Origin of the sequence: Acinetobacter lwoffii (assembly GCF_022967985.1) — a bacterium.
In the GTDB taxonomy this organism is placed as follows: Bacteria; Pseudomonadota; Gammaproteobacteria; order Pseudomonadales; family Moraxellaceae; genus Acinetobacter.
Map to the genome: position 1 here is coordinate 285,899 of NZ_JALJVC010000001.1, position 13,210 is coordinate 299,108.

Sequence of the window (13,210 nt, forward strand, 5' to 3'; positions counted from 1 at the left end):
TATTTTGTGCAGTTGATGCAGTGAAAGCATAAAAATATTTGCCAAGCGTGATTTTTGTTTATATGATGTCGACCATGGAAGCGTGGCAGAGCGGTTTAATGCACCGGTCTTGAAAACCGACGAGGGTGTGAGTCCTCCGTGAGTTCGAATCTCACCGCTTCCGCCAAATTTTAAAAACCCAGTCTATTTGACTGGGTTTTTTTATGTCTCAATATTTTTCAGTTGTTGATCCACTTGATAAGGCAGTTAATTTCTCTCATCATTCTCTACTGAGTTAAATTCAACTCAAGATCATTGCAATACTAAAATCTTTGAATGAAAATACTCAGATTGGCTTTGATTTCGGATGATTTTTAGCTGAATAAGCTGCTTTTTATAGAAGTTTCGCTAAATTTTATTGCCAAAAATCTAATTTATTTATATGATGGCGGCCAAGGAAGCGTGGCAGAGCGGTTTAATGCACCGGTCTTGAAAACCGACGAGGGTGTGAGTCCTCCGTGAGTTCGAATCTCACCGCTTCCGCCAAATTTTAAAAACCCCAGTCGAAAGATTGGGGTTTTTCTTTTTAGGCTGCAGATCTTGAATATTAAATTCTTCAGTCCTGAACTTAATTCATAAAATCTTGAAAAATGGACGTATCGGCCAAATATAGAGTCAGAGGCGTCAACGCGCTATCATACGTCCAAGCATCATATGGATCTCATTATGAAAATTGTCGCAGATGAAAATCTGGCATTTACCGATTATTTCTTTTCCGAATTTGGTGATATTCAACATCGTGCAGGGCGAACCTTAAGCGCAGATGATGTCAAAGATGCCGATAGCCTGTTGGTACGTTCAGTGACTCAGGTCAATGAAGTACTGCTACAGAATAGTTCGATTAAATTTGTGGGTAGTGCCACCATTGGCACAGATCATTTGGATATTGCTGCATTAGAACAGCATGGGATTCAATGGAGTAATGCAGCCGGCTGTAATGCGCAAGCAGTGGCTGAATATGTGATTACCGCGTTATTGCAGGTGCGTCCTGAATTACTCGATGCCAATGCGACATTTACCTTGGGTATTGTCGGTTTGGGTAATGTTGGAATCCGATTGGCCTACATGGCGAAGCTCTTGGGCTGGCGCGTGATTGGCTATGATCCTTTGGTGCAAAGAGAGCAGGTTGATCAAGTTGAATTTCATGAATTATTGCAGCAGGCGGAGGCAATTTCGATTCATGTCCCTTTAACTAAAACTGGTGCATATCCAACCTATTATTTATTTAATGCTGCTTCGCTGGCGCACATGCGGTCTGATGCAATCCTGATTAATTCAGCACGTGGGCCAGTCATTGAGGAAGCCGCACTGATCCAGGATATACAGGCGACACATCGAACCGTGATTTTGGATGTCTTTGAACACGAACCGCTAATTTCAGCAGAACTTCTGGATCTGGTGACTTTGGTCACCCCGCATATTGCCGGCTATAGTCTGGAAGGCAAGGCACGTGGTACCCAGATGATTTACGAAGCTTTTTGTCACATTTTTGGTTTTGCAGCCAATAAACAGTTTGAATCTCAGCTGCCTGTCTGTGAGCAGTTTTTTCAGGGGCAGGATTTAAAAATGGCTTTGCAACAGCATTTATCCCAAATTTATGACATTGCTCGTGATGATGCCAATCTACGTGCCTGTCTCAAAGAAGGTAAAGTCGATCAGCAGGCATTTGATCATTTACGTAAAACCTACCCACTACGTCGTGAGTGGGCAGCACACGGTGGGCCGAAGGCATGACAATGACGTATCAACCCACTTGTGACCTTCAAGCCATGCACGCGCGGGCGAATTTATATCGTCAAATCCGTCAGTTTTTTGCTGAGCGCGATGTATTAGAAGTCGAAACACCGATTTTGTCTCAAGCCGGTGTGACTGATGTGCATTTAGCCTCGGTACAGGCCCAGCGCCATGTGCTGGGTAAAGCGCATACACATTATTTGCAGACCTCACCCGAATTTGCCATGAAACGCTTATTGGCCAGTGGCTCTGGACCCATTTATCAAATCTGTAAAGTCTTCCGTGATGATGAACATGGGCGTAAGCACAATAGCGAATTCACCATGCTGGAATGGTATCGTCCGGGATTTAGTTTAAAAGATTTGATGTTTGAAGTATCTGATCTGTTGAATGTGACCTTGAAAGCACGTTTTGGCGAAATACGTCCGACCATTTTGAGTTATAAGCACGCGTTCATGGATCGTCTGGATCTCAATCCGCTTCAGGCAACTTTACAGGAATTGAAAGATTGCTGCCGCCGCGTTGGTCTTAATCTGGATCTGGGAAATGACCGTCTTGGCTATATCGACTTGTTATTTTCACATATGGTTGAACCGAGTCTGGGGTTTGATACCGCAGTATTCCTGACCGATTTCCCCCCTGAAATGGCTTCTTTGGCCAAAACCCGAATCGATGAAGAGGGTGAACTGGTCGCCGCACGTTTTGAGCTGTATATCGAAGGTTTAGAATTGGCCAATGCTTATGATGAACTGATTGATGCCGACGTATTACGTTCGCGCTTTGAGGCAGATAATGCTGAACGAGCCAAACTTAGCTTGCATGTCATGCCCATCGATGAATATTTACTGGCGGCTTTACCGAAGATGCCGGAATGTTCAGGGATTGCCTTGGGAATTGACCGTTTATTGATGATTGCAACTAATCAAATGAAACTGGAAAAGGTGATTACTTTTCCGGCAGATATTTCCTGATCCAGCGAATTAGATAGTTTTAATTCCTTTTTTGATAAAGAGAAATTAAGCTATAAAAAAAGCACCCGAAGGTGCTTTTTTTATTATTCAATTGTTGCGGTTTGTTGTGCTTTAAGCTCACCAAGTGCCTGAATCCGTCGTTCAATCAGCATTTCGCCAATATCCGGTCCCTGAATATCGGCAGGCAGGTCTTGTGCCTTGATGGCACGTACGGTCTGCATTGCATCAAGGACGTATTGGGCTTGTGGATAAGCACGATCTTCCAGACCTAGACGGCCACGTGAATCACATTCACACGCCTGAACAAAAGCTTCGACACGTTCAGGGCGACGTAACACATCCAGACGTTGCAATAATCGCCATAAGGTTCCCGGCTTAAGATTGAAGGCCTGATGGCATTTCAGATGCTCTTTGCACACAGCCAAAGCCAGCTGCTTGGTATACGTCGGCACTTTTAAACGGTCACACAGGTCATTCACTGGCTTGATGCCTCGCTCTTCATGCATGATATGTCGCGGTAATTCTTCAAGCGGCGTCAAAGCTTTTCCTAAGTCATGCACTAAAACGGCAAAACGTACATCCAGACTATAATTTTGACGACACGCCTGCTGCAAGGACATCATGGTGTGAATGCCGCAGTCAATTTCCGGATGATATTCAGGGCGCTGTGGAATGCCATATAAGGCATCAATCTCAGGGAAGAGTACCTTTAAAGCACCACATTGACGTAATACTTCAAAATACACATCAGCATGACGTTCCGATAATGCACGGGAAGTTTCTTTCCAGACGCGTTCCGGTGTCAATGCATTTAATTCACCGGTTTCAGTCAAGCGTTGCATTAACGCCAAAGTTTCATCGGCAATCACAAAACCTGCACTCGTATAACGGGCAGCAAAACGGGCTATTCGCAGTACGCGCAATGGATCTTCGATAAAGGCATCGGAAACATGACGTAGAATCCGGTTTTCCAGATCCTGTTGACCGCCATAAGGGTCATAAACCTGGCCGGCATCATCCATGGCCATGGCATTAATGGTCAGATCGCGACGAATCAGATCCTGCTCTAGCGTAACGCTGACATCGGTATAAAACTCAAAACCATGATAACCGGCGCTAGATTTACGTTCGGTACGCGCCAGTGCATATTCTTCTTTTGTTTGGGGATGTAGAAAAACAGGGAAATCTTTGCCTACGGGCTGATAGCCTAAGTCAAGCATTTGCGCGGGGGTTGCACCAACGACTACATAATCTTTTTCGTGATAGGGGTGTCCGAGCAAATGATCTCGAACTGCGCCGCCTACTAAATAAACTTGCATGAAAAAACCTCTATTCTTACAAGCATCATGCTACAGAATAGAGGTTTTCTCAAGTTAAGAAACGAGGCTGATGCGTCGTTATCTTGTCATTGGCTTAAAGTGCATCTTGTTCTGCTTGCTGGATTTCAGCAACAGTCAGTGCAGTCATGTTGATCACACGGCGCGTGGTCGCAGTCGGCGTCAAAATGTGGACAGGTTTCGCAGCACCCAACAGAATTGGACCAATCGTTACGTTGTTGCCTGAAGTTGCCTTTAACAGGTTAAACGAGATATTGGCAGCATCCAGATTTGGCATGATCAGCAAGTTTGCAGAGCCTTTGAAACGTGAATTCGGGAATGCAAACTGACGAATGTTTTCATCCAGAGCAGCATCACCGTGCATTTCACCTTCAACTTCCAGCTCAGGCGCAATTTCAGACAGGATGTCATATACCTTACGCATTTTTTGCGCGCTGGCATCATGCTGGTCTGAACCGAAACTTGAGTGAGACAGCAGGGCAATACGTGGTGTCATACCAAAACGGCGAACTTCTTCAGCGGCCAGAATGGTCATTTCAGCCAGCTGTTCAGCTGTTGGATTGGTGTTGACATAGGTATCGGCAATGAACAAGTTACGGTCTTCAAGCATCAAGGCATTTAGGGTAAAGAAGGTATTATGACCATCTTTCTTGCCAATGATGTTGCTGACGAAGTCCAGGTGAATGTCATAGCTTGAATACGTACCACACAGCATACCATCTGCCATGCCATGTTTCACAAGCATCGCTGCGATCAGGGTAGAGCGGCGACGTGCTTCACGCTGTGCGTATTCAGGCGTTACACCCTTGCGCTGCATGATGTTGTAGTAATCATCTGCAAACATTTCATAGTTCGGGTTCTTTTCCTGATCAACAATCGTGATATTCACGCCATCTTCAAGACGTAGGCCCAACTTTTTGATGTTGGCTTCAATTACAGCTGGACGACCCACTAAAATTGGAATTGCCAAACCATCATCTACCGCGATTTGAACTGCGCGAAGTACACGCAGGTCTTCACCTTCCGCATAGGCAATACGTTTAGGATCAGATTTAGCCTGTTCAAAAATTGGTTTCATCATGAATGCAGAGTTGTAGACAAACTCAGACAAACGTTGACGATAATGCGAGAAATCTGTGATTGGACGTGTTGCCACGCCCGAATCCATGGCTGCTTGTGCAACAGCAGGGGCAATCTCTAGGATCAAGCGTTGATCCAGTGGACCCGGAATCAGGTATTCACGGCCAAATGATGCTGATTTTTCACCATAAGTCGCCGCATCAGCCTCAACGTGTGCCATACGCGCGATCGCGTGGACACAGGCAATTTTCATTTCTTCGTTAATGGTGGTTGCGCCAACGTCCAGCGCACCACGGAAGATGTACGGGAAGCACAGTGCGTTATTCACCTGGTTCGGATAGTCAGAACGACCAGTCGCCATGATCACGTCATCACGAACTTCATGCGCATGTTCAGGCAGAATTTCTGGATCCGGGTTCGCCAAGGCAAAGATGATCGGATCTTCAGCCATGACCTTGACCATTTCTTTGGTCAAAATGCCCGCAGCAGAAAGACCAAGGAACATGTCTGCACCTGAAATCACGTCACCAAGCTGAGTAGCTTCAATGTCTTGTACATAGGCTTTCTTAGATTCATCCAGGCCTTCGCGATGTGTAGTCAGCAGACCGCGTGAATCGGCAACGATGATGTTCTCTTTTTTAGCACCCAGAGCGCAAAGCAGATTTAAACAAGACAGTGCAGCAGCACCCGCGCCTGAAGCCACGATCTTGATGTCTTCAATTTTTTTACCGTTGATTTGTAACGCGTTGAGGAGCGCAGAACCGACAATAATCGAAGTACCGTGCTGATCATCATGGAATACTGGAATATTCATGCGTTCACGCAATTTTTGCTCGATATAGAAACACTCTGGCGCCTTGATATCTTCAAGGTTAATCCCGCCAAAAGTCGGTTCTAATGCAGCTACAATATCCACAATTTTGTCTGGATCATTTTCAGCAATTTCGATATCGAATACATCAACACCAGCGAATTTTTTGAATAATACGCCTTTACCTTCCATCACTGGTTTAGAAGCCAAAGGACCAATATTACCCAAGCCAAGCACGGCAGTACCGTTGGTCACTACAGCAACCAGGTTGCCACGAGCCGTATACAATGCAGCAGTTGAAGGATCGCGTTCAATCTCAAGACATGGTGCAGCTACGCCAGGCGAGTAAGCAAGGGCCAAGTCACGTTGGTTGACCAATTGTTTGCTTGGTGTAACGCTGATTTTCCCCGGGGTAGGAAACTCGTGATAGTAAAGGGCCTGTTGCTTTAAAGATTGTTCGTCCATCAGTCTCTCGATCGTTGTAAAGATTACCCGGTCAGCGGGCAAAGAATTTATTTATGTTCCTGAATATACCATTTGTTAGCCAGTTCGGACAGACAAAGACGGCCGTTTTTCCAACAAACTTATTGTGGTGGGGTATGGACTTAGACTTGGGGTATATAAGTCTGATGCGTCTTGTCTCGCACTAAATAAGCGGTTGCATCCTGCTCAGGAAGCGGTTTGGAAAATAAGTAGCCTTGGGCAATATCACAGTCTAAATCACGTAAATATTCTAGCTGCTCTTCGGTCTCGATGCCTTCCGCGACCACGGTCATGCCCATGGCTTTACCCATGGCCACCATGGCACTGACAATGGCTGCCTGCTTGTTTTCCCCAATCTTGCAAACAAAACTGCGATCAATTTTTAAGGTATCAATCGGGAAATCAGTAAGATAGGAGAGGGAAGAATAACCTGTGCCGAAATCATCTAGGGCAATATGAATATGTCGCTGTTTGATTTCATTCAGCAGGTTTTTGACCGCTTCCGAATTTTCAATTAAAGAAGATTCGGTAATTTCCAGCTCCAGGCTGGCGCCAGAAATCTGGTTGTCTGCAATGGCCTGATCCAGATCATCGAGCAATTGACCACGGCGCAATTGCTGCGCCACGATATTGACTGATACACAAATATGATTAAAGCCCAGATCATTCCATTGGCGAATCTGTTTAGCGGCCTGCTGGATCACCAGACGGCCAATGTCTGAAATCAGGCTGGTCTGTTCCGCTAACGGTATAAATAGGCCTGGTGCAATAATGCCTTTTTCTGGATGGTTCCAGCGAATCAGCGCTTCGAAGCCATAAATGCTTTGATCGCTGAAATTGATTTTTGGCTGATAATACACCACCAGTTCATTATTCTGGATTGCTTTGCGCAAATCACGTTCCAGGAAAACCCCTTTGTTCTGTAAAGCATTATTTTCACTGGAATAAAAGTGAATAGTATTGCCGCCGAGATTTTTGGCTTCGTTCAATGCCTGTTCAGCGCAGTTATTTAAATAATCGAGCTGACGGCCATGATCCGGATAAAATGCCACTCCCATGGACAGGGTAATCACATGCTCCTGACCGTAAATATTAAACGGTCTGCTAAAGGCCTGAGCGATGCGTTCACAATGGTGCTGAACTGACGGGCGAATATGTGAAATTTCATAGAGAATCGCAAAATCATCGCCATTTAGATGTGCCACAAATAGCGCTTCTGCATTGGTCATGCGCAGCCGCTGCGCCACCTGACGTAAAAGTTCATCACCGCCGTTATTGGACAGGTATTCATTCAATGGCCGGAAACGGTCGATGTTAAGCCGAATCACAGCCATCTCTTTAATAGAGTCTTTTTGCGAAACTAGATATTGATGCAGCTGATAATTATAATAAAAGCGGTTCGGTAAGTCAGTCAGCGTGTCATAATTTTCCAGATAGGACAGGCGCTGTTCCTGTAATTTACGTTCAGTCAGATCTGATACGATGCCAATATAATGGGTAATCCGGCCTTCATCATCAGTCACGGCATTAATATGCAGCCATAAGGTCGACTCTTTGCCAGACAGAAATTTTGCATAAACCTCTCCATCATAAGAGCCAATCTTCTGGATCTGTTTGACAATATTGGCCTGAAAAGTACGTTGCTGGGATTTATTTTGCACCGCAATATCAAATAAGGATTTACCGATGATCTGGTCACGCTCAAAACCGCTCAGGTATTCGTAGTGGGGATTGACATCGATATAATCTAAATCAAGATTCAGAATGAAAATGCCTTCCGCAGCTTGTTCCAGTACACTGGCCACCAGTTTTAAACGTTCTTGAGACAGACGTTCCTGCTGGATATCACGACGGATACCGACCATGCGCAAGGGTTTTTTATTTTTAGGATCACGACTGATCACCCGGCCAATATCATGTACCCAACTCCAGCCACCTTCACTGAGCTTGATCCGGTAAGTGGCATCATAGCGTTCAATCTGGCCACGCAGATGCTGCTTCATATTGCGCTTAAAATAGGCCAGATCTTCAGGGTGAATCAGATACTGTAATTGCAGATGATGATCTTTGGAATCGCGCAGAATCTTTTCGTCTTTATGATTGGTTAAGGTGATGCTGCGCTCTTGAATATTCCAGTCCCATGGCCGAATACCGGCAATTTCATGTGCAAGTTTTAGATTCTGCTGCTGATTCTTCAGGTCATGATTGATCTGTTCAATATCATAGGTACGTTCCCGTACTTTTTGCTCCAGCAATTGGTTACTGAGCTGTAATTGCTGTTCAATATCTTTGGATTTATTGACTTCAGTTTTGAGTTGCTGGCATAGTTCATCAGTCCAATGCACTTGCTGTTCTGCATTTTTCACCAGAATATCATTTTCCGCATACAGACGTGAGGTGCGGCTGTGAATTCGATAACTACTCGTCGCGCACAGCAAAATCACAATCATGGCGAAATTTAAGGCAAGCGCAAAGAACGGATTGGAATGACCTATATGATAAATTTGCGACAGTAAAAAGGGCAGTAAAGAAGGTAGAAATGCCAGGCAGAAATAACTGAGTTTCTGGGTCAGGTAGGTTAAACCGAAAGCTTGGGTAACAATCAGCAACAAGGCAGACAAGGTCAGTGCTTCAATATCTTCAAATGCAGGATTGGCCTGTGGCAAATAATAATAAATCGTAAAAATACCTGCCGCGATACTGATGCCAACAGCCAGACTCTGTATCTGTAACCAGCGATGTGCACTTTTCTGGTTATATTGTTCAGGTTTAAAATACAGCGTACTTACCAGCCAACACATGCTGACCAGAAATTCTGTCAGAATAAACCAGGTATTAAAATACGTATTAGACGGGCTATATTGAATGTGATAAATACAAAAAATATAAAGGCAGATCACCATTATACTGAGCAAAAAATAGCGACTATGACGAAGCGTGTTCGCAATCTGAGCATCATGTAAATGCTGTTGAATATAGTCGTCCTGATTATCAACCATGTGATTCAATGCCTGTATTCATCCTAAACGGTTTTCGTCCTTGTGCATTGTTGTTATAAAAACCCCAGGAAATGTGTGAAATCAATTAATAAGTATTTGTTATTCTTTAGTCGAGATTAGATGTCTTAAAAATAAAAATCAACAAAATTAAAGACAAATTTTTACCCATCCGATGAACTAAAGCACATAATTCAAAATTGACAGGGCAACAACAGGAGCAGTTTCGGTACGTAGTACACGCTCGCCGATACACCAGTTGAGAAAACCTTTCTGGTTTGCGGCACTAATTTCTGCCTCACTCAAGCCACCTTCGGGGCCAATCAGCAGGGCAAGATCTAAAGTCGCATCTGCCAGTACATCTGTTTCATCTTTATTGGGTGCTAAAACCAGTTTGGTGTTCGGAAGTTCAGTATCCAGCCATTTTTCAAGTGACATGGGCGCTAAAATTTCAGGCACAATGTTTAGACCACATTGTTCACAAGCCGCAATAGCAATGCCTTGCCAGTGATCCAGCTTTTTCTGGTCGCGATCATACTTTAAACGCATTTCACAACGATCCGAAGTCAGCAGCTGAATTTCGGAAACGCCCAGTTCGACTGCTTTCTGAATCGCATAATCCATACGGTCGCCTTTACTCATCACCTGACCGAGCAAAGCCTGGAACTTTGGTGTGCGATTGGCAGGATTAAATGCATTGACCGAGACGGTGGCTGATTTTTTAGCAACCTCGGTTAAAGTCACGTCATATTCGCCACCCTGTCCATTGAACAGGGTCGCGCTTTCACCGACTTGCGCGCGTAAAACCTTTACCCAATGATGAAATACAGTTTCCGTAAGCTCAAGGCTGACATCAACAGTTAAATCAGCATCTATATAAAAACGTGGCATTGATCGTTCTACTCAAAAAATCGGTGAAATAAAGGGCTTAAGCTAAACCAAGATCGGTGACTAGCTGACGGGTCGGGTCAGTAGTATTCATGGTGTAAAAATGCAAACTTGGTGCACCACCTGCAAGCAGACGCTCACAGAATTTAACTACAACTTCATGGCCAAAGGCTTTAATGCTGGCAGTATCGTCACCATAAGTTGCCAGTTGCTTACGAATCCAGCGTGGAATCTCAGCGCCAGTACCATCAGCAAAGCGAATCAGATTGCTGGCATTGGTAATTGGCATGATGCCTGGCGCAACTGGAATATCGATTCCTGCTTTCTGGATACGATCTACAAAATAGAAATAAGCATCTGGATTGAAGAAGAACTGAGTTAAAGCAGCATTGGCACCTGTATTGACTTTATCAACAAAGTGCTGAATGTCTTTGTCAAAGCTTTCAGCCTGAGGATGCATTTCCGGATAAGCTGCGACTTCAATCTTAAAATGATCGCCTGAATGTTCGCGGATAAAGCGAACCAGATCAGCTGCATAAGGTAATTCGCCCAAACCCACTTGGCCTGAAGGCAAGTCACCACGCAGGGCAACAATACGGTCAATGCCTTGAGATTTGTACAGATCTAGAAGTTCAGCAATACGCGCTTTGTCATCGCCAATACAAGACAGGTGAGGGGCAACAGGTGCACCTTTGCCATTAAAGTCATTGATAGTAGACAGGGTGCGTTCACGAGTGGAACCACCAGCACCATAGGTCACAGAGAAGAATTCTGGATTTAAGAGTTGTAACTCTTGATGTACAACCTTGAGTTTTTCCGCACCTACATCAGTTTTGGTCGGGAAAAATTCAAATGAAATTGGAATCTGTTTAGACATGTTCAAATCCTTTTTATAAATACTTGTAATTTTGGATTGCCCTCATCCTAACCTTCTCCCAAAGGGAGAAGGGACTTCCATTACGATAGTTAAAGTCTTTAAAACTTACCCTCTAACTATTTTCACAATAGAAGTTTCCCTCTCCTTTTAGGAGAGGGCTAGGGAGAGGTAAAAACAAAAATTAGTATTTATAAGCATCAGACTTGAATGGACCTTCAACTTGAACACCCAAGTAATCCGCTTGTTCTTGAGTCAGTTGAGTCAAGACACCACCGAAACCAGCAACCATCGCAGCAGCAACTTCTTCATCTAATTTCTTAGGAAGAAGTTCTACACGAATTTGTGCAGCTTTTTCAGATTCTGGAAGATCAGCAAATTTCTCAGCGAATAAATGCATTTGACCCAATACCTGGTTGGCAAATGAACCATCCATAATACGTGATGGGTGACCAGTCGCATTACCAAGGTTCACCAAACGGCCTTCAGAAAGAAGGATCAGGTAATCATTTTCATTTTCTGAACGATACACCTGGTGTACTTGAGGTTTAACTTCAACCCACTTGTAGCCACGTAGGTAAGCTGTATCAATTTCAGTATCAAAGTGACCGATGTTACAAACAACTGCGCCAGCTTTTAATGAATCAAGCATTGCAGCGTCACATACGTGGTAGTTACCTGTTGTAGTTACGATAAGGTCAGTGTTTTGAAGAAGGTCAACATTGATGTCTTCTTTCTTGCCAGTTTGCACGCCATTTTTGTATGGAGATACAACTTCATAACCGTCCATGCATGCTTGCATTGCACAGATTGGGTCAACTTCAGTTACGCGTACAATCATGCCTTCTTGACGAAGTGATTGTGCAGAACCTTTACCTACGTCACCGTAACCGATTACAAGCGCACGACGGCCAGATAAAAGCATATCTGTACCACGTTTGATTGCATCGTTCAGTGAGTGACGGCAACCGTATTTGTTGTCGTTTTTAGACTTGGTTACTGAATCGTTTACGTTGATTGCAGGAACTTTTAAAGTGCCATCACGAAGCATTTCGTACAGACGTTGAACACCTGTCGTTGTTTCTTCAGTTACACCGTGAATTTTTGCAATCACTTCTGGATATTTTTCATGAACAAGTAGCGTTAAGTCACCGCCATCGTCAAGAATCATGTTGGCATCCCAAGGCGTGCCATTTACATTGATTTGTTGTTCAAGACACCACATATATTCTTCTTCAGTTTCGCCTTTCCAAGCAAACACAGGAATGCCCGCAGCGGCGATAGCAGCAGCAGCATGGTCTTGAGTCGAGAAGATGTTACATGAAGTCCAGCGAACTTCTGCGCCTAATTCAACCAGTGTTTCAATAAGAACAGCTGTTTGAATGGTCATGTGGATACAGCCGAGAATTTTCGCGCCTGCAAGTGGTTTTGCTGCCGAGTAGCGTTTACGCAGACCCATGAGGGCTGGCATTTCAGCTTCAGCAAGTTTGATTTCTTTACGGCCGTAATCAGCAAGTGAAATATCAGCAACTTTGTAATCTGTAAATGAAGCAGTAACCGCGTTCATCAGGATCTCCTAGGAAAAAATAGATTGGATCGTTCTGTTCGCGGATGCCGTTGTTGATCAGAACGAATGTCTGACCGATGGTCGAGCCTAGCGATTTTACATTTAGTGCCTGTAAAACGTCGCAGCATCCCTCGACTAGCGCCGTATTGTACTTGGATTTAAAGTGATAGCCAAGTTATATAAAATCCGATACAAATACATTGACTTAAAAATATACTAAGGAAGAAGAATGGATGACTTAGAGGAAATTACAAAATCCATCGATGTGCTGATCCAAGATAAACCACTGGATTTCCTTGGACACTGTGAGCTAAAAACTGGGTGTAAATTATTGATCATAGATTTACTTATAAATTTTAATAGGTTGGAGGTGCATCTCAAGAGGCTCGTAACATATGTAGAAATACCTACATATAAGGATGAAGTGAGA

8 protein-coding genes, 2 tRNA genes and 1 pseudogene are annotated in these 13,210 nt (G+C 44.1%); 5 read left to right on the top strand and 6 right to left on the bottom strand.

All coding sequences use genetic code 11. The features are described 5' to 3' along the window. Positions 1–76 precede the first annotated feature (76 nt). The 4 genes from MWG72_RS01390 to epmA all read left to right on the top strand — a co-directional run bounded on the left by MWG72_RS01390 (position 77) and on the right by epmA (position 2,744). Positions 77–166, top strand: a tRNA-Ser gene (locus MWG72_RS01390). 269 nt (positions 167–435) lie between these two features. Further along, positions 436–525 (top strand) — tRNA-Ser (locus MWG72_RS01395). A 180-nt stretch (positions 526–705) separates the two neighbouring features. Beyond that, positions 706–1,773, top strand: coding sequence for a 4-phosphoerythronate dehydrogenase (locus MWG72_RS01400; protein ID WP_180037121.1), 1,068 nt, complete (start codon positions 706–708; stop codon positions 1,771–1,773). After that, on the top strand, positions 1,770–2,744 hold the full coding sequence (gene epmA / locus MWG72_RS01405; RefSeq protein WP_247143076.1) for an EF-P lysine aminoacylase EpmA: 975 nt from the start codon (positions 1,770–1,772) through the stop codon (positions 2,742–2,744). Before MWG72_RS01400 ends, epmA begins: the two co-directional genes overlap by 4 nt. Before the next feature lie 83 nt (positions 2,745–2,827). Here epmA and MWG72_RS01410 read toward each other — a convergent pair whose 3' ends face one another. From MWG72_RS01410 to ahcY, 6 genes are all read right to left on the bottom strand, one after another. Then, on the bottom strand, positions 2,828–4,063 hold the full coding sequence (locus MWG72_RS01410) for a multifunctional CCA addition/repair protein (protein ID WP_005265843.1): 1,236 nt from the start codon (positions 4,061–4,063) through the stop codon (positions 2,828–2,830). A gap of 94 nt (positions 4,064–4,157) precedes the next feature. Next, complete coding sequence (locus tag MWG72_RS01415) at positions 4,158–6,437, bottom strand: NADP-dependent malic enzyme (protein WP_004645736.1); 2,280 nt, start codon at positions 6,435–6,437, stop codon at positions 4,158–4,160. A gap of 140 nt (positions 6,438–6,577) precedes the next feature. Beyond that, positions 6,578–9,454: a putative bifunctional diguanylate cyclase/phosphodiesterase gene (locus tag MWG72_RS01420; RefSeq protein ID WP_247143077.1), complete on the bottom strand. Its 2,877-nt coding sequence runs from the start codon at positions 9,452–9,454 to the stop codon at positions 6,578–6,580. Between the two features lie 177 nt (positions 9,455–9,631). Beyond that, entirely contained in the window at positions 9,632–10,342 is a 711-nt protein-coding gene (locus MWG72_RS01425) for a 16S rRNA (uracil(1498)-N(3))-methyltransferase (protein WP_005265841.1), read from the bottom strand. Positions 10,343–10,379: 37 nt separating this feature from the next. After that, positions 10,380–11,216, bottom strand: a complete 837-nt coding sequence (gene metF, locus MWG72_RS01430; RefSeq protein WP_085064772.1) for a methylenetetrahydrofolate reductase [NAD(P)H] — start codon at positions 11,214–11,216, stop codon at positions 10,380–10,382. Between the two features lie 181 nt (positions 11,217–11,397). Then, entirely contained in the window at positions 11,398–12,780 is a 1,383-nt protein-coding gene (ahcY, locus tag MWG72_RS01435) for an adenosylhomocysteinase (RefSeq protein WP_004645731.1), read from the bottom strand. Positions 12,781–13,009: 229 nt separating this feature from the next. Between ahcY and MWG72_RS01440 the strand changes: the two are divergent. Beyond that, positions 13,010–13,210: pseudogene (locus MWG72_RS01440) on the top strand (hypothetical protein); the annotation flags it as partial.

Coding starts and splice junctions, on each gene's coding strand:
- MWG72_RS01420 (WP_247143077.1), bottom strand. CDS start 9,454: ATGGTTGATAATCAGGACGACTATATTCAACAGCATTTACATGATGCT.
- epmA (WP_247143076.1), top strand. CDS start 1,770: ATGACAATGACGTATCAACCCACTTGTGACCTTCAAGCCATGCACGCG.
- MWG72_RS01425 (WP_005265841.1), bottom strand. CDS start 10,342: ATGCCACGTTTTTATATAGATGCTGATTTAACTGTTGATGTCAGCCTT.
- MWG72_RS01400 (WP_180037121.1), top strand. CDS start 706: ATGAAAATTGTCGCAGATGAAAATCTGGCATTTACCGATTATTTCTTT.
- ahcY (WP_004645731.1), bottom strand. CDS start 12,780: ATGAACGCGGTTACTGCTTCATTTACAGATTACAAAGTTGCTGATATT.
- MWG72_RS01415 (WP_004645736.1), bottom strand. CDS start 6,437: ATGGACGAACAATCTTTAAAGCAACAGGCCCTTTACTATCACGAGTTT.
- metF (WP_085064772.1), bottom strand. CDS start 11,216: ATGTCTAAACAGATTCCAATTTCATTTGAATTTTTCCCGACCAAAACT.
- MWG72_RS01410 (WP_005265843.1), bottom strand. CDS start 4,063: ATGCAAGTTTATTTAGTAGGCGGCGCAGTTCGAGATCATTTGCTCGGA.